The 23,289-nt window shown below is 55.8% G+C and carries 23 protein-coding genes and 1 tRNA gene; 14 read left to right on the forward strand and 10 right to left on the reverse strand.

Going from position 1 to position 23,289, the window contains the following annotated elements; all coding sequences use genetic code 11:
• Window positions 1-7: 7 nt before the first annotated feature.
• The 4 genes from ACN0RL_RS15780 to ACN0RL_RS15795 form a co-directional block, all read right to left on the reverse strand.
• Window positions 8-82 (reverse strand) — tRNA-Gln (locus tag ACN0RL_RS15780).
• Between the two features lie 19 nt (window positions 83-101).
• Window positions 102-965: a 4-(cytidine 5'-diphospho)-2-C-methyl-D-erythritol kinase gene (gene ispE, locus ACN0RL_RS15785; protein WP_417518503.1), complete on the reverse strand. Its 864-nt coding sequence runs from the start codon at window positions 963-965 to the stop codon at window positions 102-104.
• Window positions 962-1,597, reverse strand: a complete 636-nt coding sequence (gene lolB, locus ACN0RL_RS15790; protein WP_417518505.1) for a lipoprotein insertase outer membrane protein LolB — start codon at window positions 1,595-1,597, stop codon at window positions 962-964. The genes ispE and lolB overlap by 4 nt, the downstream gene beginning before the upstream one ends.
• Complete coding sequence (locus ACN0RL_RS15795; protein WP_417518507.1) at window positions 1,597-3,357, reverse strand: tetratricopeptide repeat protein; 1,761 nt, start codon at window positions 3,355-3,357, stop codon at window positions 1,597-1,599. The genes lolB and ACN0RL_RS15795 overlap by 1 nt, the downstream gene beginning before the upstream one ends.
• 248 nt (window positions 3,358-3,605) lie before the next feature.
• Here ACN0RL_RS15795 and hemA point away from each other — a divergent pair, with 248 nt between their 5' ends.
• From hemA to ACN0RL_RS15815, 4 genes are read left to right on the forward strand one after another with little or no spacing between them, the layout of a single operon-like run.
• A complete protein-coding gene (gene hemA / locus ACN0RL_RS15800) occupies window positions 3,606-4,895 on the forward strand; it encodes a glutamyl-tRNA reductase (protein WP_417518509.1) in 1,290 nt (429 codons plus the stop codon).
• Window positions 4,892-5,980 (forward strand): peptide chain release factor 1, encoded by a 1,089-nt coding sequence (prfA, locus tag ACN0RL_RS15805; RefSeq protein ID WP_417518511.1) that lies wholly within the window; start codon window positions 4,892-4,894, stop codon window positions 5,978-5,980. The genes hemA and prfA overlap by 4 nt, the downstream gene beginning before the upstream one ends.
• Window positions 5,970-6,836 (forward strand): peptide chain release factor N(5)-glutamine methyltransferase, encoded by an 867-nt coding sequence (gene prmC, locus ACN0RL_RS15810; protein WP_417518513.1) that lies wholly within the window; start codon window positions 5,970-5,972, stop codon window positions 6,834-6,836. Before prfA ends, prmC begins: the two co-directional genes overlap by 11 nt.
• The gene (locus tag ACN0RL_RS15815; RefSeq protein ID WP_417518515.1) at window positions 6,826-7,575 is read left to right on the forward strand and encodes a molybdopterin-synthase adenylyltransferase MoeB; all 750 of its coding nucleotides are present in this window, start codon (window positions 6,826-6,828) and stop codon (window positions 7,573-7,575) included. Before prmC ends, ACN0RL_RS15815 begins: the two co-directional genes overlap by 11 nt.
• A gap of 226 nt (window positions 7,576-7,801) precedes the next feature.
• Here ACN0RL_RS15815 and phrB read toward each other — a convergent pair whose 3' ends face one another.
• The gene (gene phrB / locus ACN0RL_RS15820; protein ID WP_417518517.1) at window positions 7,802-9,220 is read right to left on the reverse strand and encodes a deoxyribodipyrimidine photo-lyase; all 1,419 of its coding nucleotides are present in this window, start codon (window positions 9,218-9,220) and stop codon (window positions 7,802-7,804) included.
• A gap of 156 nt (window positions 9,221-9,376) precedes the next feature.
• On the opposite strand from phrB, the gene ACN0RL_RS15825 reads away from it, so the two are divergent.
• Genes ACN0RL_RS15825 through ACN0RL_RS15850 form a run of 6 tightly spaced genes read left to right on the forward strand, consistent with a single transcriptional unit; the run spans window position 9,377 to window position 13,987 of the window.
• Window positions 9,377-10,186 (forward strand): hypothetical protein, encoded by an 810-nt coding sequence (locus ACN0RL_RS15825; protein WP_417518519.1) that lies wholly within the window; start codon window positions 9,377-9,379, stop codon window positions 10,184-10,186.
• A 51-nt stretch (window positions 10,187-10,237) separates the two neighbouring features.
• Window positions 10,238-11,098, forward strand: a complete 861-nt coding sequence (locus ACN0RL_RS15830; RefSeq protein ID WP_417518604.1) for a mechanosensitive ion channel family protein — start codon at window positions 10,238-10,240, stop codon at window positions 11,096-11,098.
• On the forward strand, window positions 11,079-11,576 hold the full coding sequence (locus ACN0RL_RS15835) for an ATP-dependent zinc protease (RefSeq protein ID WP_417518521.1): 498 nt from the start codon (window positions 11,079-11,081) through the stop codon (window positions 11,574-11,576). Before ACN0RL_RS15830 ends, ACN0RL_RS15835 begins: the two co-directional genes overlap by 20 nt.
• Window positions 11,573-12,478: a 30S ribosomal protein S6--L-glutamate ligase gene (gene rimK, locus ACN0RL_RS15840; protein WP_144779119.1), complete on the forward strand. Its 906-nt coding sequence runs from the start codon at window positions 11,573-11,575 to the stop codon at window positions 12,476-12,478. The genes ACN0RL_RS15835 and rimK overlap by 4 nt, the downstream gene beginning before the upstream one ends.
• A 3-nt stretch (window positions 12,479-12,481) precedes the next feature.
• Complete coding sequence (locus ACN0RL_RS15845) at window positions 12,482-13,546, forward strand: succinylglutamate desuccinylase/aspartoacylase family protein (RefSeq protein WP_417518524.1); 1,065 nt, start codon at window positions 12,482-12,484, stop codon at window positions 13,544-13,546.
• 15 nt (window positions 13,547-13,561) lie between these two features.
• Window positions 13,562-13,987: a secondary thiamine-phosphate synthase enzyme YjbQ gene (locus ACN0RL_RS15850; RefSeq protein WP_417518526.1), complete on the forward strand. Its 426-nt coding sequence runs from the start codon at window positions 13,562-13,564 to the stop codon at window positions 13,985-13,987.
• 83 nt (window positions 13,988-14,070) lie between these two features.
• On the opposite strand, the gene ACN0RL_RS15855 is transcribed toward ACN0RL_RS15850, so the two are convergent.
• A complete protein-coding gene (locus tag ACN0RL_RS15855) occupies window positions 14,071-14,982 on the reverse strand; it encodes a LysR family transcriptional regulator (RefSeq protein WP_417518528.1) in 912 nt (303 codons plus the stop codon).
• A gap of 116 nt (window positions 14,983-15,098) precedes the next feature.
• On the opposite strand from ACN0RL_RS15855, the gene ACN0RL_RS15860 reads away from it, so the two are divergent.
• Window positions 15,099-15,668 carry an NADPH-dependent FMN reductase gene (locus ACN0RL_RS15860; RefSeq protein ID WP_417518530.1) on the forward strand — a complete coding sequence of 190 codons (570 nt, stop codon included), beginning with the start codon at window positions 15,099-15,101 and terminating at the stop codon, window positions 15,666-15,668.
• Entirely contained in the window at window positions 15,665-16,591 is a 927-nt protein-coding gene (locus tag ACN0RL_RS15865; RefSeq protein WP_417518532.1) for a pirin family protein, read from the forward strand. The genes ACN0RL_RS15860 and ACN0RL_RS15865 overlap by 4 nt, the downstream gene beginning before the upstream one ends.
• Window positions 16,592-16,749: 158 nt before the next feature.
• Here the strand turns inward: ACN0RL_RS15865 and amn are convergent, their stop codons facing one another.
• From amn to ACN0RL_RS15885, 4 genes are all read right to left on the reverse strand, one after another.
• On the reverse strand, window positions 16,750-18,225 hold the full coding sequence (gene amn / locus ACN0RL_RS15870; RefSeq protein WP_417518534.1) for an AMP nucleosidase: 1,476 nt from the start codon (window positions 18,223-18,225) through the stop codon (window positions 16,750-16,752).
• Between the two features lie 98 nt (window positions 18,226-18,323).
• Window positions 18,324-18,503: a hypothetical protein gene (locus ACN0RL_RS15875; RefSeq protein WP_417518536.1), complete on the reverse strand. Its 180-nt coding sequence runs from the start codon at window positions 18,501-18,503 to the stop codon at window positions 18,324-18,326.
• 72 nt (window positions 18,504-18,575) lie between these two features.
• Window positions 18,576-18,965 carry a hypothetical protein gene (locus tag ACN0RL_RS15880; RefSeq protein ID WP_417518538.1) on the reverse strand — a complete coding sequence of 130 codons (390 nt, stop codon included), beginning with the start codon at window positions 18,963-18,965 and terminating at the stop codon, window positions 18,576-18,578.
• A 121-nt stretch (window positions 18,966-19,086) separates the two neighbouring features.
• Window positions 19,087-19,491, reverse strand: a complete 405-nt coding sequence (locus ACN0RL_RS15885; RefSeq protein WP_417518540.1) for a VOC family protein — start codon at window positions 19,489-19,491, stop codon at window positions 19,087-19,089.
• A 487-nt stretch (window positions 19,492-19,978) separates the two neighbouring features.
• Between ACN0RL_RS15885 and ACN0RL_RS15890 the strand changes: the two genes are divergently transcribed.
• The gene (locus ACN0RL_RS15890) at window positions 19,979-20,953 is read left to right on the forward strand and encodes a TAXI family TRAP transporter solute-binding subunit (RefSeq protein ID WP_417518542.1); all 975 of its coding nucleotides are present in this window, start codon (window positions 19,979-19,981) and stop codon (window positions 20,951-20,953) included.
• Window positions 20,954-21,051: 98 nt separating this feature from the next.
• Window positions 21,052-23,232 carry a TRAP transporter permease gene (locus ACN0RL_RS15895; protein WP_417518544.1) on the forward strand — a complete coding sequence of 727 codons (2,181 nt, stop codon included), beginning with the start codon at window positions 21,052-21,054 and terminating at the stop codon, window positions 23,230-23,232.
• Window positions 23,233-23,289: the final 57 nt, after the last annotated feature.

Raw genomic sequence — 23,289 nt, forward strand, 5'->3', positions numbered from 1 at the left:
AGAAAGTTGGCTGGGGTGGCAGGATTCGAACCTGCGCATGACGGGATCAAAACCCGTTGCCTTACCACTTGGCGACACCCCAGTATCGTGCTTTTTTGGCATCATTCCAGCTCTGTCAGCTTTTGGTGAAGAGGCGATACGTTCACCCCTTTAGCTACGAACCCGGTGATGCCGGAGGGTTTGCTTTCCCAGATAATCCGGGCTGCGGATTCTGTAGGGAAACGTCCAAATATGCAAGCCCCGGTTCCGGTTAATCTTGCAGGTCCGAATTGTGTGAGCCATTCCATGCTCTGATTGACTTCAGGATACAGCCTTCTGACTACATCTTCACAGTCGTTTCGGTACCTCGAGGCGTCTCCCTCAAAAGCGGGCGCTATTCTGATTCTCGGGGTGTCCCTTGTCAACCCTTGCTCTGAAAATATCTTTCCTGTGTTGATATCGCAGGCCGGTTTCAGGACCAAAAACCAGTCCTCCGGCGGAAAGGCCGGAGTCAGTTTTTCTCCTACGCCTTCACCGAAAGCCGCGTGTCCGCGCACGAAAACCGGTACATCTGCACCGAGTGCCAGCCCTGTTTCCGCCAGCTCGTCCAACCCTAACCCGAGTTTCCAGAGATAATTGAGCCCGAGCAGCGTCGTCGCCGCATTGGAGCTCCCGCCGCCGAGCCCACCACCCATGGGCAGGCGCTTGTTGATGGCTATGCTCACGCCTGGAAGCTCCCCAGAGATCTTTTCTGCAAGAGCGCGTGCAGCCCTGATGATCAGGTTGTCTTCGTCAGGAACGCCGGGAACGGGGCTCTCGAGCCGAATGCCGGGCTGTTCCGGGGTCAGGTTCAGTGTGATGTCGTCGCCGTAGTCGAGGAACTGGAACAGCGTCTGAAGCTCGTGGTAACCATCCGGGCGCCTGCCAGTGATGTGCAGGAAGAGGTTCAGTTTGGCGGGTGAGGGCAGCGTAATGGTGGCTGTCACTGCGTCAGATCCTGCCAGCTACTTACCACAACACGTACCCGCTTATCTTCTTTAAGTGCGGTAATCCTGGCGGGCAGGGCCGGGATGCTGTCTTGCAGCGCATGCCAGCGGTCATAACGGATTTCCCAGCCGGCCTGGCGGATCATGGTCAGTTCGCCACGGTCATCAAACAGCAGGCGGAAATCGCCGTCGGGCGCCGGCAGGCCTCGTATCCACCAGGTCATACTCTCAAGGGGGAGTTGCCAGCCGGTAGCGGCTTGCATCAGGGCGTCCGGGTCTCCGGAACTGTAGGTCTCACCGTTCGGGAGAGTAAGTTCAATGAACCCCGGCACGCCCTTGAGGATCGTGCTGCCCATTCCGAGAAACGATGATGATAAGGCAAGGTCGTAGGCCTCACCCTCCTGTATCCAGTGATTGATGATAGCGGTACCGCTGTCCGAAGGTTGGCGCACAGCCAGTTTTCCGGACAATTGCCAGTGATCAAACTGGCTGAGCCTGGCGGCGCGGGCCTGCCAGTCGGCGGGTGGCTGATCTGTCATGCCTTCCGGCAGCGGCTCCAGCTGAATGGTGGTACAGGCACTCAACCCGGCAATCATAAACGTGGCAACCCAGGCGCGAACGAGCTGCCCCATTACTGGTCACCATTGCCGGTCAGTCGCTGAATCGTTTCGCGCAAAACATTATGATCCGAATCCTGTTCAAGCCCTTCCTTCCAGATAATCTGTGCCTGCTCTTCGGCACCGTTTATCCACAAAGCCTCGCCGTAGTGAGCAGCAACTTCCGGGTCGGGGTAGGCAGCCCACGCGCGGGACAGGTAATCCAGTGCGGGCTCGATCTGACCTTCCTGAAACAGAACCCACCCCATACTGTCCAGAATGGCAGGGTTTTCCGGGTCCAGCGCTAACGCCTGTTCGATGTAGCCGCGCGCTTCCTTCAGTCGGTCGGTGCGGGTTGCGAGTATGTATCCCAGGGCGTTGAGCGCCACAGCATTTTGGGGATCGTTTTCAACGATCTTCTTTAGGTCGTCTTCGGCTTTGCCGGGCTGTTCCAGTGCGTCGAAAAGCATGGCCCTTGCATACCGGAGCTGTATATTCTCAGGGTAGGCCTCAAGCGCACTGGAACCAGCTTCGAGAGCCTCTTGCTGCAGCTCCTGGTCGAGCAGCAGGTTTACCTCCAGCAGCCAGAAATTTTCTGCTCGCTCAGGATTGGCGCCGCGCAGGGAGCGAATGTTTTCAAGTGCTTCGTCCAGCTTGCCTTCCTCTGCCAACAAGGCGCTGGCACGGGCGACGGAGGGCAGGTAGTAGTTACCCTGCTCCACGCCCAGGTAGTACATGATGGCCTGTTCAGTGTTACCGGCTTCATCTTCAATCCGGCCCAGATAATAGCTGGCTTCGCTGGTGTGATGGCCCTGTTCGGTGAGTTGTGTGAGCTCTTCCTTCGCGAGTTCCAGCTGCCCGTTTTCGAGGGCAACAAGTGCGTGAGAAAGCCGCAGGCCGGGGTTGTCCGGATAGCGATCTACCAGGCGGCTGAATTCATCCTGAGCGGCCTGTAGTTCACCTTCGCTGATCAACATGCGCCCGTACAGCGTGCCCATCTGCCGGTTTGCCGGGAAGCGCCGGGTATTTATCAGCAAGTGGTCGAGGGCTTCGATTGCTTTACCGGCCTGATACAGGAGGTCGCCTTTGAGGATAATGGCCGGCTGAAAATTAGGCTTGTTTGCCAGCAGGGGGTCTAGCCGGCGGAGGGCTGCCTCAGGTTGGCCGGTGATTTTCAGCAACAGGGCGATGCTGTACTCAAGCTCCGGTGTGTCCGGATGGCGGTTTGCCATCTCTTCATACAATGCCAGCAACTCCTGTTGCTGTTCCGGAGGAAGATTTCCTGCCATGGCTGCAAGGCTGTCAAAATCTGCGTCGCCGCCCTGGTCCAGGATCTGTTCCATATACCCCAGAGCAGCTTCAAGTTCATTGCGTTTGACGGACTGAATGGCTGAAACCCGGAGGGCCTGGAGGTTGCCCGGATCCACATCCAGCCATAACTCTGCCAGATTTTTCTGGGCGTTGTCGCCATTGAGTGACTGGGCAATATACATGGCCCGCTCAATAACATTCTTATCCCGGGATTGCTGTGCTGCCCTGAGGTAATTAACCAGAGTGACATCATACCGGCCGCGCTGTGCTGCAATTTCTGCCGAAAGGAGCAGGTAAAGAGTTTCGGGCTCAAAATCAGCATATTCGATGGGGGGCTCGCTGCTTGCTTGCCCGGTGCCTTCCTGTTTGGTCTTGACGGCTGTATCGTCGAAGGCGGTTGTGTCCCCCGAACCGGTTATACTGGCGCAACCTGCCAGTGAAAGGCCGAACAGGCAGGTAACCAAAAGCGGTGCGGATTTGTGCATGCAACTTCCCGTGATTTGTCGACTACGCATCTTGAATAACCCGCGCTCTCGCGTTTTCTTGAGCTGAATCGGGCCCCGGCGGCGGCCGGTTCCCTATAATGGCATAAGCTCCTGTTCTTGCCCAACCTGTCCGCACTTCCCGAAGCAGAAGCTGTTTAGGGTGGCAGCTGAGGGCTTGGGCCGCTAAAATGCCTGCAAAATGGCGCTTGTTTACACAGCTCACCGGTAAAGGATTGTATAACCATTAAATGGCACTGCTAACGCTGGGAATCAATCACCGCACCGCCCCTGTTGAGTTACGGGAGCGAGTTGCGTTTACGCCTGAGCGTATGTCAGAGGCGTTTGCGGAGTTGCGGGCGGCGTCTGGCGCCACCGAGGCAGCCATTCTCTCTACCTGTAACCGCACCGAACTCTATCTGGCGGGCGACGATGACTGCGCGCCGCTTGTGTTGCGCTGGCTGGCGGGCTTTCACGATCTGGATGCCGCGGAGCTCGAAGAGGTGCTCTATATACACCGCGATGCGGATGCGGTGAGGCACATGATGCGCGTTGCGGCCGGGCTGGATTCCATGGTTCTGGGTGAACCCCAGATATTCGGCCAGTTGAAGGATGCCTATGCTCTGGCCCGGGAACACGGCGGAAGCGGCTCCTTCCTGTCCCGCATGTTTGAGCAAACTTTCTCCGTTGCCAAGCGCGTTCGTACACAGACCGCCATCGGCGAAAACCCGGTTTCTGTCGCTTATGCGGCCGTGAACATGGCTCACCGTATTTTTGCGGATATGTCGAAAAACAAGGCGTTGCTGATTGGCGCAGGCAAAACTATCGAACTGGTTGCACGCCACCTTGCCGATGCCGGCGTAAAGAACTTCATTGTTGCTAACCGCACTCTGGAACGCGCTCAGGCGCTGGCAGAATCCAGAGGTGGCCGCGGCATCCTGCTTTCGGAAATTCCGGATTATCTGGCGGATGTCGATATTATTATTTCATCCACTGCCAGCCCGCTGCCTATTCTTGGCAAGGGCGCGGTTGAGCGTTCGCTGAAAAAACGCAAGCACCGGCCGTTTTTTATGGTGGATATTGCTGTGCCCAGGGATATCGAGCCCGAAGTGGCTGCGCTGGCGGATGTGTATCTGTATACCGTTGATGACTTGCGCCAGGTGATCGAAGAAAATATTCGCACCCGGGAGGGCGCGGCTCGTGAAGCGGAAAACCTCATAACCGCTGGCGTGCAGGAATTTCTCAGCCAGCTTCGTGCACTGGATGCGGTTTCCACGCTGAAGCAGTTCCGGCAGCGAGCGGAAGTGTTACGAGACATAGAAACCGAAAAAGCCCTGCGCGCTTTGCGCAATGGCGGTGATCCCGAAACAGCGTTGCGCAGCCTGGCGCGAGGCCTTACAAACAAACTCCTCCACGAACCTTCGATACAGGTTCGCAAGGCCACCACCGAAGGGCGCGCCGAGGTGACTGAATGGCTGAGAGAACTGCATCAGCTTGATGTGTTGGACGCTGACGCGACGACTACTCCGGAAAAAATATGAAACCATCGATACAGTCCCGCCTCGAGCAGCTGGTTGAACGCTACGAGGAGGTGAGTGCTTTGCTCAGCGATCCGGCAACCATCGCCAAGCAGGACAAGTTTCGGGAACTATCCCGTGAGTATTCCGAGATTGAGCCTGTGGTGCAGTGCTTTCAGGCGTGGAAGCGCTCGCTGGACGATATCCGCGAGGCAAAAGAGCTGGCCAAAGACGGCGATGCGGACATGCGCGAAATGGCCGCAGAAGAACTTGAAATTGCCGAACAGAAAACCGAAGAGCTGGATGAAGAGCTGCAGCGCCTGATGCTGCCAAAAGATCCGAACGACGGCAAAAACGTGTTTCTGGAAATTCGTGCAGGAACCGGAGGTGACGAAGCCGCCATTTTTGCCGGAGATTTGTTCCGCATGTATAACCGCTATGCTGAGGGTCGCCGCTGGCAGGTTGAAGTGCTGAGCCAGAACGAAGGTGAGCACGGTGGCTATAAGGAAATCATTGCCCGGGTAGCAGGCGACGCAGTTTACGGAGCACTGAAATTCGAATCCGGCGCGCACCGTGTTCAGCGGGTACCGGAAACCGAGTCCCAGGGTCGCATTCACACTTCGGCCTGTACCGTTGCCGTCATGCCGGAGGCGGACGAGGCCGAGGCGATCGAGATCAACAAAGCCGATCTGCGCGTGGACACCTTCCGTTCCTCGGGCGCGGGTGGCCAGCACGTTAACAAAACCGACTCAGCCATCCGGATTACCCACCTGCCAAGCGGCATTGTGGTGGAGTGTCAGGAGGAACGCTCGCAGCATAAAAATCGGGCCAAGGCCATGAGCTTTCTGGCCTCAAGGCTGCAGAACGTTGAAACTGAGCGGCAACAGAAAACCATGGCAGAAACCCGCAAAAGCCTTGTTGGCAGCGGCGATCGCTCTGAACGTATCCGCACTTATAACTTTCCCCAGGGTCGGGTAACCGACCACCGGATCAACCTCACCCTTTACAAGCTTGATGATGTGATTGCGGGTGATCTGGATTCTGTTGTTGTGCCGCTTCAGCAAGAGCATCAGGCGGAGCTTCTGGCCACGCTTTCTGATGACGAGTAAACCCTCACTGACCTGCGGGGCGTTGTTGGACAATGCAGTGCGCCGGATTGCCGGCGATACTGCCCGGCTCGACGCCGAGTTGCTTCTTGCCCAGGTGACCGGCCTGAGCCGTTCCGGCTTCCGTGCTTTTCCCGAGCGCGAAGTGGATGCCCTGCAGGCAGCTGAATTCGGAGATCTTGTGATGCAGCGTGTGCAGGGCATGCCGGTAGCTTACCTGCTAGGTCATCAGGAGTTCTGGTCGCTTCCGCTCACAGTCAGCGATAGCACTCTTATTCCACGCCCGGATACCGAATGTCTGGTGGAGCAGGCGCTGGAATTGCCTTTGCCTGACAATGCCCGGGTTGTTGATCTTGGCACCGGCACTGGCGCGATTGCTCTGGCGCTGGCCAGCGAGCGTCCCGGTTGGGTGATCAGTGCTTGTGACCTGATGGAAGACGCTGTGGCATTGGCACAGACAAATGCCCGCCAGCTGAAATTACCGGTAGATGTTTTTCAGAGCCATTGGTTTGCCGGGTTGCCCGCTGGCCTTTTTGATCTGATTGTTTCCAATCCACCTTACATCGCTTCAGGCGACCACCATCTCGACGAAGGCGACGTTCGCTTTGAGCCGGTGTCTGCGCTGGTATCCGGAGCGGATGGTCTCGATGATATTCGCCTGATTGTGAGCGAAGCGCCTGCCTGGCTGAATGCTGAAGGCTGGTTGCTTCTTGAGCACGGATTTGACCAGGCTGAGGCCGTTCAGGAGCTGCTCACCGCCCGAGGGTTTGCTAAGGTGGAGAGCCAAAAAGACTACGGCGGCAACGACCGCATGACCTTGGGCCAATGGCCCCGAAAAGGAGCCCTCCATGCTCAGTGATGAAGAACTCCTGCGCTTCAGTCGTCAGATTTTGATGCCGCGTTTTGATATCGCAGGCCAGCAATCATTGAAGTCCGCCCGCATAGTGGTGGTTGGCGCTGGCGGCCTCGGTTGCCCGGTTGCGCTTTATCTGGGTGCGGCAGGGGTAGGCCACTTAACACTGATTGACGATGATGTTATCGAACTGGCTAACCTGCAGCGCCAGATAGCGTTTGAAACCGCACAAATTGGCGAATCCAAGGCAGAAACCCTGGCCGCCCGTGTACGCAGTATCAATCCGGAAGTGTCTATTTCCGTGATTAACCGCCGCCTTGATCTGGATGGCTTTGCGCAGGAAGTGACAGGGAGCAGTTTGGCTTTGGACTGCTCGGATAATTTTGCCACGCGGTTCGCGCTTAATCGTGCTTGTGTGGCAGCGGGTGTTCCGCTTATTTCTGGCGCCGCTATTCGGGGCGAAGGCCAGGTCAGCGTGTATGACAGCCGGAATCCCGACTCTCCTTGTTACCACTGTTTATACCCGGAGCAGGGCAATGAAGATCTCACTTGCTCGGAAGCTGGGGTGATTGCGCCACTGGTTGGCATGATCGGTTCTGTTCAAGCTATGGAAGCCATTAAAGTGCTGTCTGGTGTAGGCACCCCACTTGTGGGCAGGTTATTGATCCTGGATGCCTGGGAAATGCAGTGGCGTGAAATGAAGCTTACAAAAGACCCTGATTGTCCGGTTTGTGGCTTGAAATAGTACCGGACTGGCCGAAGCGGGCATGGGAGAAGACTCTCCAAAACACGCTGTGAATACGTCCGTGTACGCTCGGCTCCGCCCTTTAGCGCTTATTGCTCCTGCGTCGCGCCAAAGGTCCTGGGCAAGCCGTCCATGGCTTGCCCGTGAAGTGCTGCGCACTCCACCCATGGCTCCGCACGGTTTTGGAGAGTCTTCTCCCATGCCCACCTCTACATTGTTCCTCAGTCTAGTCTTTTAGTGCCTGAAACTTCGCTATTGCCTCTTTTCTGCTCTCTTTCAGATCAACAATGGGCCTTGGATATCCACCCGGGATAACACCACCTTTGGACGGATCGTGGATGCGTTTGTTATCCAGCTTTGCCAGCTCAGGCACCCACTCGCGGATGAACTCACCTTTCGGATCAAAGCGCTCACTTTGAGTGACCGGATTAAACACCCGGAAGTAAGGCGCGGCGTCTGTGCCGGTCGATGCGCTCCATTGCCAGCCGCCGTTGTTGGAAGCCAGAAAGCCGTCCACCAATTTGGACATGAAGTAGGCCTCGCCCAGCCGCCAGTCGATAAACAGGTTTTTGGTCAGAAACATCGCCGTAACCATACGCAACCGGTTGTGCATCCAGCCGGTCTGGTTGAGCTGGCGCATGGCTGCGTCAACCAGGGGAATGCCGGTGTTGCCGGATTTCCAGGCTTCGAAATGCTCACCCGGGTCGTTCCATTTCAACGCTTCGGTTTCCGGTTTGAAGGCACGGTGCATGCTCACCCGGGGGCAGTGGTAAAGGGTGTGGATATAGAAATCCCGCCAGGCTATTTCGTTAATCCAGGTCACCAGACCTTCCTGATTGCCGCCCATACCTTGTGCTTGTCGCCCGGCGATCAGGCATTGGCGGCCGGAGAGTACGCCGTTGGCCAGGTAGGGGGAAAGCTGGCTGGTGCCATCAAGTGCGGGGAAGTCTCTTTGCTCTTTGTAGGCGCCGCCGTGTTCGCTGAGGAAGCGCTCCAGCTGCGAGTGCGCCGCATCTTCTCCGGTTTCTACCAGTGCTGGTGGCGCATCTTCAAAGCCCCCAGGAATGTTTTTAATACGCTCTGGCTGAATGGCCTTGCCCTGGGCTTCAGGTACCGGGTAAAGCGTTGGCTGGGTTTCATCAATCCAGGTGCGCCAGCGACGGGAGAATGGTGTAAATACGGAGTAGGGTTCACCCTGGCCGGTCAGTATTTCACCCACAGGCGCCACAGTCTGGTCGCGGTACTTGCGGGTTGTGATACCCAGTTCATCAAAGCGGTGTTTCACCGCCTTGTCGCGCTTGCGCTCGTTGATGCCATACTCCTCATTGAAGTGGAGTTGGCGGATGCTGTGTTTCTGGCAATGGCTTTCAAGGGCTGTGATGCTGTCTTTGAAGCGCTCGGCTTCTATAAAAGACAGCGGTATGCCTAGTTTTGCAAGCTCCTCAGCCAGAGCGTTTGCATGGGCAACAACGAACTGAACCCGCGCCGGCGACCAGTCGTGCTCCTGCCATTGCGCTGGAGTGAGAATGAAGCAGGCTCGAACACCTGTGTTGCCCCCTGCTACGCTGGCTTCTTTGCAGGCAGCCGTAAGGGCGGCGTTGTCGGCTATCCGCAGGTCGTTTCTGAACCATACCAGTTGCGTCATTGTCTGTTCCGTATCGGGTTCCGGCTTTGAATGTAAGGGTAATTACATCGCACTGTGGCAATAAAATCACATAGTTGGATATTCGCCCGGGGTCACTGATTGGATTATAGTTGTCCCAACTTTACCAGCCGTATTCGTCGGAGATGTACAGCCTTTATGGATATTGAAACCGAAAGCCGGCGTGACGGAGTCTGGGCTCAACCGTATCAGCTTTTGTCCGGCCAAACCCAGCACCATAAGCTTGGGCATGTTCGGCTGTGGGTCACTTTGCTGGATAAAGAATGGCAGGTGCGCACGGAAACCCGGGAGCCGGAGACAGACCCAGTGGGCTGGACAGAATCCATAGGTCATCGGCTGCCGCCCTCAAGTGATTCTTTGAAGCGCTTTGTTCGGGAGGGGGATTCGTCAACGGTATCCTTCATACCGGCCGTGGCCAATCTCCCAACGGTCATTCGCCCATATCACCCGCTGACCATTCCCGGCGGTACCCGTTGCACAATATATGTGGGAACGGTTGTCTGGATGAAAATCTGTACCGGACAAAACCAGACCCTTCTCACCGAAGTTCCGCTTGCTGTGCCATCGTTTACCTGGGTGGGCAGAAATACGATGGAGGGTGAACTGTGCTACGCGTCGTCGAACTTTGGTCGTCTGGCGCTTGAAGCAGTGCCGAAACGGGCATGGCGGGCAGTGACTCCGGTCACGATTATCAACCGCAGAACGGAGCCTTTGCTGCTGGAGCGCTTCAGCCTGCCTACACCGTTGCTATCGCTGCATCAGAATGATCGCGGCGAGCTTTGGACGCCTGGTGTGGTGGTGGAAGTGGCAACAGATATGAATTCAGCAAGCCTGAATATTGATGAGGGATTGCTTGTCGCTGCCGGCCCCTGCCAGCCAGTGGCGCCGGCCCGGGAAAAGTCTGCCAGGGGGCGCCTGGTGCGGGCCATCGACCGGGTGTTTGGTTAATGCACATTCTGCGGAGTAATGATTGTGGCTGAAGGGCTGAAAACGGGTGCGATGAATGTGTTTTACGGTATAGCCTGGGGCCAGTGGATCAGTACCGGCTTTTTGTTGGTACTTGGCATAGTTCTCGCGTCATTGGCAGCCCGCAGTGTGTCGAAGGTGATGGCCAAGCGCAGTTCCCGGCATCACACCGTTATGGTCCGGCGGCTGGTGTTTTACGTCATCTTTTTGCTGTTTGGCGTTGCAGCGCTCAGGGAGGCCGGGTTTTCGCTGGACGTCGTGTTGGGCGCGGCCGGTATTCTTACCGTCGCCATCGGTTTTGCATCGCAAACGTCTGCCTCCAATATGATCAGCGGTCTGTTCCTGCTTGTCGAGAAGCCATTTGAAATTGGCGACTTCATTGAAGTGGAAGCCATCATGGGAGAAGTGGTAGGAATCGATATGCTCAGTGTAAAGCTGCGCACAAGAGACAACCTGTATGTTCGCATTCCCAACGAAACCCTGATCAAGACACCGGTTGTTAACCGCTCACGTTTTCCCATTCGCAGGATCGACCTTCAGGTAGGGATTGCCTATGCTGAAGATGCAGAGAAAGTGGAAGACCTGTTGCTGGAGTTGGCAGAAAAGAATCCAGCTTGCCTCGAAGAACCCAAAGCGCTGGTGATGGTAACCGCATTCGGCCCTTCCTCGGTGGATTTGCAGTTTTCGTTCTGGGTCCCGAAAGACAAGGTGCTTGAAGGCAAAAGCGGTATGCTCGTTGCCATAAAGAAAACACTGGATAAAGCGGGTATAGAAATACCCTTCCCGCATACCAGTATCTATGCCGGTAGTCATTCCGAGCCCTTCCGCGTGCAGCTGATGGGGCCGGAGAAAGTCATTGAAAAGGAACCGTTGGATGTCGACAAAGACAGCTGAAGCCATCAAAACCGTAGCGCCAACCCCTGCTGACAACAAACTCAGCCTGGGCTGGCGGGAGTGGGTGGCACTGCCTGATCTGGATATCAGCCGCATCAAGGCAAAGGTGGATACCGGAGCACGTACCTCCTGCCTGCACACGTTTCGCACGGAACCCTACACGCAGGATGGCGAGCGCCGGGTCCGGTTCTGGGTCCATCCTGTTCAGAATGATATGCATCAGGTAGTGGAGTGTGATGCCCGTGTTCTCGATGAACGTGATGTATCAGACTCAGGTGGACACAAGGAGTTGCGGCTGGTCATTGAGACCACCCTGGTAATTGGCGGCCAAAGCTGGCCCGTTGAAATGACTCTGACAAACCGGGACACCATGCGGTTTCGCATGCTCATCGGTCGCACCGCGATGGCGGGCCGTACAACAGTTTATCCCGAAGCTTCCTATCTCGCCGGGGAACCGGCTTTAAGGTCTGAAAAATGAAAATTGCAGTTCTGTCGCGTAACCGGCATTTGTACTCTACCCGCCGTCTGGTGGAAGAAGGTGTCAACCGTGGTCATGAAGTGAAGGTGATTGATTGCCTGCACTGCTCCATGAACATCACGTCTGCCAACCCTCGCATTCATTATCATGAAGAAGTGCTGGAAAACTTTGACGTTGTGATTCCCCGTATCGGGGCTTCCGTTACCTTCTACGGCACAGCGGTTCTGCGCCAGTTTGAAATGATGGGGACCTTCCCGGTAAACGAGTCTGTTGCTATCACCCGTTCAAGGGACAAACTGCGCTCCCTGCAGTTGCTTGCCCGTAAAGGCGTCGGCATGCCCATAACCGGCTTTGCCAACAAACCGGATAACGTACCCGAACTGCTGAAAATGGTGGGCGGTGCACCGGTTGTTATCAAACTGCTGCAAGGCACCCAGGGCATTGGCGTCGTGCTGGCAGAAACCCGCACGGCGGCTGAAAGTGTGATCGAGGCCTTCATGGGCCTCAAAGCCGACATTCTTGTGCAGGAGTTCATCAAAGAAGCCGGCGGCGCCGATATTCGTTGTTTTGTTATTGGCGACAAGGTGATTGCAGCCATGAAACGGCAGGGTGCCGAGGGCGAGTTCCGGTCCAATTTGCATCGCGGCGGCAGCGCTTCTCTGGTTCGTATTACGCCGGAAGAGCGAAAAACAGCCATCACCGCAGCCAAGTCCATGGGCCTGAACGTGGCAGGTGTCGACTTGCTTCGCTCCAGCCGTGGCCCGCTGGTGATGGAAGTGAATTCCTCGCCCGGCCTGGAAGGTATTGAAAACGCTACCGGCAAGAACGTGGCAGGCATGATCGTGAACTGGATTGAAAAAAATCAGGCGCCCTGGCGCACCAAAACCAAAGGCAGAGGTTAATCGATGGCGCGCGCGCCCTTTGAAATCGCCGGAGTTCAGGTTCGGCCCGGCACCCGGCAAACCATAGAAGTCCAGGTTGCAAAATTATACACGCACACCCCTTTGCACATACCTGTTGAGGTTGTGCATGGGCGACGGGACGGACCGGTGTTGATGGTGTGTGGTGCCATACACGGTGATGAAATTGCCGGCGTGGAAATTGTGCGCAGGGTACTTAAAAATTCGGCGCTTCGTAATTTGCGCGGCACTCTGGTAGCAGTGCCTATCGTCAATATCTTCGGGTTTGTGCATCGCACACGCTACTTGCCAGACAGGCGCGACCTTAACCGCTGCTTCCCCGGTAGCGAAAGGGGCTCTCTTGGCGGGCGCATCGCCTATCTTTTGCGCACCCAGATTATGGAGCACGTAACGCATATCATCGATTTGCATACAGGCGCCATTCACCGCTTCAACCTGCCGCAGGTTCGGGCCGAGCTGAAAAACCCTGAAACTGCGCGCATGGCCGAAGCGTTCGCCGCTCCGGTAATTATCGATGCAGGCTTGCGGGAAGGCAGTTTGCGCGCCTACGCAGATTCTCTGGATATTCCTGTAATCACCTATGAGGGCGGCGAAGCCCTGCGCTTTGACGACGTTGTGATCGGCAGTGGCGCCAAAGGCGTGATGCGGGTGATGCGCGAACTGGAAATGGTTCCTCCGCGCAAAGGTCGCAGCACAACGAAAAAGCGCTCAGAAATTGCAGCCAGCTCGCAGTGGGTGAGGGCAGAGATCGATGGCATCATGCGCCCGGTTGCTCAGCTCGGGCAGAAAGTACGTAAAGGCCAGAAGCTGGCCATGGTTGCCGACCCCTTCGGCGAATCCGAAACGGCGATTATGTCACCCTGCTCAGGCATCGTGATTTGTGTGAACAACCTGCCTTTGGTCAACGAAGGTGAAGCGATTTATCATATCGCCCGGTTTGACGAACTGAACGAAGCCGAGAAAGCCATGGAGTATTTCCGTAGCTCCTTCGAGGCGGAAGTAAGCGAAGCCGTTGTGCCCATGCACCCCTGGGACGAACTGCAGAAATAAATCACAGGAGCCGCCATGATCTGGGATCAGACGTTTGTTGACCTGGCACCCCTACCAAGAGGATTTCATCTGGTAAGCAATGAAATCCTCGCCCAGGCGCCGGACATGACCAACTGCGAAGTAGGGCTGCTGCACCTGTTCATCCAGCACACCTCCGCATCGCTGGCGGTCAACGAAAACGCAGATCCGGACGTGCGCGGTGATCTTGAACGCCACTTTAACGTGATGGTGCCAGAGCGGGCGCCGCATTATGAGCATGTGATGGAAGGGCCGGACGACATGCCGGCCCACATCAAGAGCATTCTTATAGGCCCGTCGCTCACGCTGCCCGTGAACCATGGTCGCCTTGCGCTAGGGACATGGCAGGGCATCTATTTGTGCGAACACCGGGACAAAGCCGGTGGTCGGCGGATTGTGGCTACGCTGCAAGGGCGCTGGTGAGTAAAGCGCATCTGTTAAACGTGCTGGCGGGCGTTGAGAAACCCCCAAGAGTTTTAAGGCTCACTTACAGCTCTGCATTCGCTTCAGGCCTCCAGATCCCAGTAAGGCTGATCCCCAAAACGTTCGGATAACAAATCAACCAGTAGCCGAACCTTCGCCGATAAATGCCGGTGGCGGGGATACAGAACGCTAAGCTCAATGTCGGTAGGCGGGTAGTCCGTCAGGACCGTTCGCAGTTGCCCGGTTTTGAGAGCCTCGCCGACGATAAACGTCGGCAGCATTGCGATGCCTTGATGATTGATTGCGGCATCGTTTAGAGGTTCTGCGTTATTGGCCCACATAACACACTGGATCGCGTAGGCCTGCTCACCAGCGGGGCCACGTAAACGCCACTTGCTTCCGGAGCCCAGATAACCGTAATGCAAACAGCGGTGCCCGATGAGGTCGGCAGGTACTGACGGTTCTCCCCACTTCTCCAGATAATCCGGCGAAGCACAAAGCACGCGCCTCGCAGTTGTCAGCTTGCGAGTTACAAGACTGGTGGTCGCCTGCGATGCCCCAACGCGCACAGTCACATCGAAGCCCTCTTCAATCGCATCGACGACGCGATCATTCAGTACCAGCTCAACGTGTACATCCGGATACAGGGCCATGTATTCAGCGAGCACCTTGGATAAGTGGAGAGTGCCAAAAGACATCGGTGCGTTGACGCGGAGATTGCCAGTCGGCTGACTTTGCGAGGTTGTGATAGCCGAGGTTGCTTCGTCCAACTCACTTAAAATGTGAATACAGCGTTCATAGAACGCAAGCCCCGTGTCTGTCGGCGTGACTCGGCGCGTACTGCGCTGAAGTAACTGTGCGCCGAGTTCCTGCTCGAGGTTGATCACGGCCTTGTTGACCACCGATCGCGACAATCCCATCTCCCGCGCTGCAGCCGCAAAACCACCTGCCTTGACGACTTGGGTGAACGCGCGAATACTGGCGAAATTATCCATATACGATCTCTGGCTGTCGCTCGTATAACGACAGTATGTCGCCAACTAACAGTATTGTATCAATAAAAGTGTCGAGTTAGAGTGGAAAATGCAACCAAATTGTATAGGGAGATTTCATGACAAACACACTCAAGGTGCTCTGCATTTCCGGCAGTGTGCGGAAAAATTCCTATAACACAGCCGCGTTGAGGGTTGCCCGGGACAGCGCTCCCGGCAACATGCATATCGAATTTGCCGATCTTTCGCAGATTCCGCTGTATGACCAGGACCAACGAGACGACGCGGTTCCGGCTGCCGTGAAAAAACTCGTTGAGCAGGTTAGGGCGGCTGACGCATTGCTGTTCGCCACACCGGAATACAACTACTCAATGTCCGGCGTTCTGAAAAACGCCATAGATTGGGTCTCACGCGAGCAGCCTCAGCCGTTCGCTGGCAAGCCCGCCGCAATCATGAGTGCCAGCATGAGCCTGCTCGGTGGCGTGCGTGCTCAATACGACTTGCGTCGTGCCATGGTCTTTCTGGACATGCACTGCCTGAACAAGCCTGAAGTCATGATCGCATCGGCGCATGAACGCTTCGACGCGGAAGGCAGACTTACCGATGAGACCACAGGAGAATTCATTGCCAAACTGGTAGCCGCCCTGGGTGACTGGACGCGGAAGCTGCAGGCAGGTGACAAACAATGAGTACACAGCTATGGACACCAGAAGAAGCTTTTGATCAGGATTGTACAGAACCGGCTGGATGCAAGGCAGTCGAGCTGTTGATTGAGCCGCGGGACAGGGATCTGGGCGGCTTCTCTGTAAGGCGTGTTTTACCCGCCAGACAGCGCCGCATGGTTGGACCCTGGGTTTTCTTCGATCATATGGGGCCTGCTGAATTCGCCGCCGGTGACGGCATCAAAGTGCGACCACACCCGCACATTAACCTGGCCACGGTCACTTACCTGTTTGAAGGGGAAATACTGCATCGGGATTCGGTCGGCAGCTACCAGGCCATTTGCCCGGGCGATGTCAATCTCATGGTCGCAGGGAAGGGCATTACCCATTCCGAGCGGGAACGCCCTGAAGTCACCCAAACAGCGCACCGCCTCCACGGCCTGCAACTCTGGCTGGCTTTACCAGAGGCCGATGAAGAGATCGATCCGGCATTTTATCACTATCCCAGCGCCGACATCCCCCGCGTCGAAATCGACGGCGTGCCGATCCGGGTAATTATGGGCAGCGCTTATGGTGAAACATCGCCCGTCAAAGTGTTTGCAGACACCCTTTACGTTGAGGCGCATCTGCGGGCAGGGCAAACAATTCAGGTGCCGGATGCTGATGAGCGTGCAGTCTACGTGGCTGAGGGCGAGCTAACCGCGGACAATACCCGGATCCCCGAGTATGCAATGGCCGTGCTCTCAGACAAACCAGGCATTGAGCTGACTGCAACAGGGGATGCACGCATTGCGATCGTTGGTGGTCAGAACCTGGGCAAGCGATACATGGAATGGAACTTCGTTTCCAGCCGCCGCGAGCGCATTGAGCAGGCCAGGAATGATTGGAAAGCCCAGGCCTTCCCAAAGGTGGTGGGCGACGAAGAAGAATTTATTCCGATGCCGGAATAAGGCGACCGGTCGCAAAGCGCCGGAGGCTACAAGGTATACGCGGCCACCACACCCGGATACCGCTGGTGGCCGCAGAGTTGAGGCCAGGTTGTTGAGTGAAGGGCAGGTATTAAGATGCTTTTTGTTTTTGCACGCAGAGCCTGCTTACCTGCCTGCACTCAACGAAATGGCGGCTCATCAAAGCTGCGCAGCTTGCGTGAATGCAGGGTGTAGCGCTCACTGCGCATCAGTTCCAGTGCGCGGATGCCGATATGCAAGTGCTGGGTAACCGCGCTCTCGTAGAAAGCACCCGCCGCCCCGGGTAACTTGATCTCACTGTGCAGTGGTTTGTCGGAGACGCACAGCAAAGTGCCGTAAGGTACCCGGAACCGATAACCCTGTGCAGCGATGGTTCCACTCTCCATATCCACCGCGATGGCGCGGGCCAGGTTAATCTGCGGCCGCTCCTGTGCCCAGCGCAGCTCCCAGTTGCGATCATCGTAGGTTAATACCGTGCCGGTGCGCAGTCGGCGCCGGAGCGTGTCACCCTCGTCACCAGTGATCTCCGCCGCAGCCTGTTGCAGCACTTGCTGAACTTCGGCTAGCGCCGGCAACGGAATGTTCGGTGGCAGTACCCGGTCAAGAATGCCGTCTCGGCGCATATAAGCATGGGCCAGTACATAGTCACCAATTACCTGTGATTGCCGCAACCCGCCGCAGTGACCGATCATCAGCCAGCAGTGCGGGCGCGTTACGGCCAGGTGATCGGTAATGTTCTTGGCGTTGGAAGGCCCTACGCCGATGTTGACCAGGGTAATACCCTGGCCAGGCTCGGATGCCTTCAGATGGTAGGCTGGCATCTGGAACTTGTGCCAGACCACAGAATCGACAAGCGCCTGCATTTCTTCATTGGCCATACCCCGCTCAATCACCACATTGCCGGGCAATACCATACTCTGAAAGCGTGATTCGCCCTGCAGCATGTCCAGCCCGTGGCGAATAAACTGGTCAACATAGCGATGGTAGTTGGTCAGCAATATCCACCGTTGCACATGCTGCCAGTCACTGCCGGTATAGTGCACCAGCCGGCGCAATGAAAAATCCGTGCGCGCCGCGTCGAACAGAGCCAGCGGCATTTGCTCCAGTTCCTGCCAGTCGTAAAGGCCATCGGCAACGCCGTCGTCGGTGGCGGAGAGGTCTGTACTGGGGAACACCCTTGCCAGCTCGCTGGCGGTAACGCCCGAACCGCCCAGCTCATCACCCCGCTCAACAACATAGGGGTAGGGAATGTTGACCTGGCTCTGACCTACTTCCACTACGACCGTAAAATCCCTCATTATGTGCCCGAGTTGCCTCTCCAGATAACGCCTGAAGGCTTCTGGCTGGGTCACCGTAATGCTGTAAACGCCGGGCACCTGCAGCCGCGCGTAGGCGCGTACGCTGCTGGGCACTTCGCCCTGGGATCGGTAGGTCAGGCGCAGCTCGGGGTACCGGAAGGTGCATTGGGAATCCTGCGGCAGCTGGCGATCAATAAGATACCGTTTCAGCGCCGTGCGCAGTGAGCTGGTGGCTTGTTCATACAGAGTAGCGAGACGATCAACAGCCGCTTCAGCGGTGGTCACTACAACAAAATCATCATCACAAGGTGGTGTCACGACGGGCCTCAGATTTGTTTGATAGTCTTTACGGGGCGATTACGGTGTCGCAAAGTATGGCTATAAAGGATGCCAGAGCAATAAACAAGCAGTTGCAATCAGTTGCCTTCGCGCCGAGAGCCTGGCTTGAAAAGTTTAAACCAGGCGATCAAGGCCGCTGTTGTCCCGAAGCCCAGAAAAGCGAAAAACTCTGCGAAGCTATAGTCACCAACTTCATTCATTAGCCCCAAAACAACTAAAAGAAACGTCCCGATGGTGCCGACAATCCTTAAATTCATATTCTGATTCTCCCAGTTGGTGCGCTCAAATTGATAGCGCTTGGACTTACTCCGGGCTAAGTCCAGTGTTCGTTAAATGGCCGTCCTGAACCGCATCACCCCCCCCCATTTACCGTCAACGTTAATAATCTTGCACGGATGTTCAGCTTCGTGTCCTTTGTTATTTTTTTGGCAATCTATCAAAGAGTTCTCTATCGCGTGCTTTATTGAGGTTCTATTTGACTTCCAGGACCAGGCACCCACAGCAGATTGGGCAAAAGCCTTGTGTTCGGTTGCATGGATATATTCCTCCCGGTACGACTTCAAAGCCTGATTCGTCATGATCGAGGCCTCTCCAGTGGCCTTTTGCTCAAAAGCAGGCTCGATGCTTTCGCCTGTACTTTTTGCTGTAGCGATGGGTTGTTTATAGGTTGCACACCCCGCCAGCAAAGCAATAAATATAATGAAGACTCCTGGTCTCAAATTTGACTCCTTAATTGATGTCAACTTCAACAACATGCTCGACTGCGGAATGGAGGCGAAGCCGCAATGTAGTAGACGTCGCCGTGCCTGTGATTGTTAGGAGCTGCCGAAGAGTGCGGCATTACGTCAGGTCCTGATAAGGGTTGTAGGCTACTTCCCAGTAATGACCTTCCGGATCTTGAAAGTAGCCGGAGTAACCGCCCCAGAAAACCTCCACCGCCGGTTTAATAAGTTGAGCGCCTGCGGATACTGCCTGGCTAAGAACAGCATCAACTTCTGACTTGCTTGCAACATTATGGGCCAGTGTAATGCCAGAAAAGCCGACCTGAGCGGGAATGGGTAATCCGATGTCCTTAGCCAACTCTTCCCGAGGGTAGAGCGCTAACCACGTTCCTTCCAGACTGAAAAAGGATATTTTGCCACCTTCAAAGTCATGCCTCGGCAGACCGAGACCTTCGCCATAGAAACGAGTGGCCCTTTCCAGGTCGTCCACACCAAGCGTGATAATGCTGATTTTCGGTTTCATGGCTCCCTTCCTAACAGCAACTAGACCGCGTTCCGCGATATTGCAAAAAAGTGCGTTCTCGATAACGCCGCTTCTCCAAATCCGCGTCGCGCCCCAAGTTCCAGATTTAACAACAGGTTAGCCCACTTCTCCGGTTCTCTCCATATAATCCCGTGAAGCCTTTATTTAGCGCGGTCAATCATACTGTATAGAAGCGCCGCTGCAGAAACCGGAGCGGCAATGCGCAGGCTGTAGCGGGTTTTTGGTTAGTGAGAGGGGAGGGGCGTCTATCATTACGCCAGCTTAGTGTGGCGGAATTCAACCCATAGACTTTTACTAATGGGTGAGAACGTACCCATTCCTTAGCGTTTTTTTTCAGTTTTTCAGAAAGCCTTTGTTTTATGGCCACTTTTTAATCTGGCCTGCTCCTTGCTACTTCTTTTGCACCGCAGCCCTTCCGGGCTTCGTCGAGCACCCAATAAACAAAATGAACCAGGGAGCATTCTCTATGAAGACCCAAGCCATTATGGCAGTGGCATTCGCCTCTACTCTTGTTGCTAGCCCCGTTTTTGCCCAGGATCGGGCGGGTTGGCCGGATAACTTTACTGTGGGAACGGCCAGTCAGGGCGGTACCTATTTCGCTTATGGCTCCGGTTGGGCCAACTTTGTTGCAGAAAACCTGGGTGTTTCCGGCGGTGCTGAAATCACTGGCGGCCCGATGCAGAACATGGCGCTAGTGCATACTGGCGATCTCAAGTTCGGCCTCACCACCATGGGCCCGGCCCGTGAATCCATGGAAGGCAACAGCCCGCTGGCACCTGGCATGAAGATGGACAACGTTTGTGCCATGTTCCCCATGTACGAGACGCCTTTCTCAGTGACCGCGCTGAGCAGCTCGGGTATCACCTCTATTACTGATATTCCGGATGGCGCCACCATCGGTTTCGGCCCGGCTGGCTCAACGTCTGACACCTATTTCCCGCGCATGATGGAAACCCTGGGTGTTAACTTCGAGCGCCGTAACGGCAGCTGGTCAGATCTTGGTGGTCAGCTTCAGGATGGCCTGATCGATGTCGTGGCTTTTGCCGCAGGCATTCCCATTCCGGCTGTTAGCCAGCTGGAGGTTCAGACCGATGTAAACATAATCGGCATGACCGATGAGGAAGCCAAGAAGGTTACGGATAACTTCCCGGTATCTGAATTCACCATTCCGGCAAGCACCTATCAGTCTCTGGATAAGCCGTCGCGTGTGGTTTCCATGTGGAACTTTGCCATGGTGAATTGCGATGTGTCGGAAAGCTTTGTGTATGAAATCACCAAGCTGACCATGGAGCAAAACGAAAGAATGGTCTCCATTCACAAGGCAGCCCGCAATTCGATTCCCGAAAACTACACAAAGAACAACGTTCTGCCCTGGCACAAAGGTGCAGCTCGCTGGTTCAACGAGAACGGTTACACCATCGAAGAAAGCAAGATCAAATAAGGTTTCTGATCTGAATGCTTGAAAAAAGGGGGCCGCAAGGCCCCTGAACAATAGCCGGTGGTTTGCCGGCTCCGATTTGCCTGCAGGCAGGACACCTAATGACACTTGAACGACACCCCAAAGACTTCTCCGATGTGGAGGTGGGCGAAGACCACGTGCTTGCCCACGATGTGGACAAGGAACCTGTAGAGGCAAATCGCAGGCTGTTTGAAGGCGGCATGCTGAAGTTTGTTACGTTGCTCGCCATTGTTTACTCATCTTTCCATTTGTATGCGCTGAACATCGCGCCGCTGGAAACCTGGTCGTTCCGGATTGTGCACATTGCCGGGGCGCTTGTTCTGGGATTTGTTCTGTTTGCCGGGGCCCGTTTTGTGTCTGTTGAAGAAGGCTCTGCACGCCATCGCTGGACCACCTGGATAGGTGCTGCTGCGGTATTGCCGGCATTCTATGTGCTTTATCAGACTTACTCGTTCTGGCAGATGGTTCAGAACGGCGCCATGCGAATTCCTGTTGAGCTGGAAACCTGGCATTTTGGCTGGCCCCTGCTGGCGGTAACCGCTTTAGGCATTGTGCTGAGCTGGTTCCACCAGCGTGAGCGCTCGCGCTTCAGCGTGCCCGATCTGGTACTGATCGTGTGCTCTGTCGCCGTTGCGGCTTACTTTCTGGTGGCTTATAACACCTCTATGCGCATGTCTACGGGCACCTCGTTTGCGCCGGTGGGCATATCCTTTGCCGCTGTTGCGGGCACAGCGCTGATTATGGAGCTTACCCGCCGGGTTGCCGGCCTGGCATTGGTGATCATCGGGCTGGTGTTTCTGGTGTATGTGTTTGCCGGGCCGTATCTGCCGGGGTTTCTGGGTTATCCCGGGCTGTCTGTACAGCGCTTTTTCAGCCAGGTTTATACCGATGCCGGTATTCTTGGGCCCACCACGGCGGTGTCGTCCACTTACATTATTCTGTTCATCATTTTTGCCGCGTTCTTGCAGGCGTCAAAGGTGGGTGATTACTTCGTAAACTTCGCGTTTGCTGCGGCCGGGCGTTCACGGGGTGGCCCCGCCAAAGTGTCTATTTTTGCCTCCGGCCTGATGGGTATGATCAACGGCACCAGCGCGGGCAACGTGGTATCGACAGGGTCGCTGACTATCCCGCTGATGAAAAAAGTGGGTTACAGCAAAAAATCCGCTGGTGCTGTGGAAGCGGCGGCTTCTACCGGTGGCCAGATCATGCCGCCGATTATGGGGGCAGGTGCCTTCATCATGGCCGAGATTACCGGTATTCCCTATACCGAGATCGCCATCGCGGCCATTATTCCCGCGATACTTTACTTCGGGTCTGTTTACTTCATGGTGGATTTTGAGGCGGCGAAAACCGGCATGCGTGGCATGCGGGAAGATGAGCTGCCAAAACTGCGTACCATGGTTAAGCAATGCTACCTGTTTATACCGATCATCATTCTGGTGGTGGCGCTGTTTATGGGTTACTCGGTGATACGGGCCGGTACTCTGGCCATGGTGTCTGCGGCAGTCGTCAGCTGGTTCTCCCCCAACAAGATGGGTGTTCGCGCGGTTCTGCACGCACTGGAAATTGCCTCGTACATGGCCATACAGATTATTGTGGTGTGTGCGGCGGCGGGCGTTATTGTAGGTGTTATTTCCCTCACCGGTGTCGGTGCCCGCTTCTCGGTGCTGTTGCTTGATGTGGCAGAGGCCAGCCAATTACTGGCGCTGATCTTCGCCATGTTCATCTCGATTCTTCTGGGTATGGGCATGCCGACAACGGCCGCTTATGCCGTTGCCGCTTCAGTGGTGGCCCCGGGCCTGGTGCAGTTGGGTATCGAGCCGCTGACAGCGCACTTTTTTGTGTTCTATTTTGCGGTGGTTTCTGCCATCACGCCGCCGGTTGCTCTGGCGTCTTATGCAGCGGCAGGGATTTCCGGAGCCAATGCTATGGAAACCTCGGTGGCGTCTTTCCGGATTGGTATCGCGGCGTTCATCGTGCCTTTCATGTTCTTCTACAACGGCGCTTTGTTGATGGAGGCAGGATGGTTTGATATCGCCCGTGCACTGGTCACTGCGCTCTTTGGTGTGTACATGTTATCTGGTGGTGTGATGGGTTGGTTTGCCGATGTGTCGGCCCCCTGGATAGCCCGCTTGATGCTGATAGGCGCTGCACTGCTGATGATTGAAGGCGGCCTGGTATCCGATCTGGCAGGTATCGCCGTTGCAGCGACAGTGTTTATGATGCAGCGGCAGCGCAAGGGGCGCATGACAGCCGCCTGAATGTTCCGGCGTTTGTAAGTGCGGGAGGATGCAGCACAGAACGTGCTAGCCCTCCTG

The sequence above is a fragment of the Marinobacter sp. genome (assembly GCF_048259445.1).
Lineage (GTDB): Bacteria > Pseudomonadota > Gammaproteobacteria > Pseudomonadales > Oleiphilaceae > Marinobacter.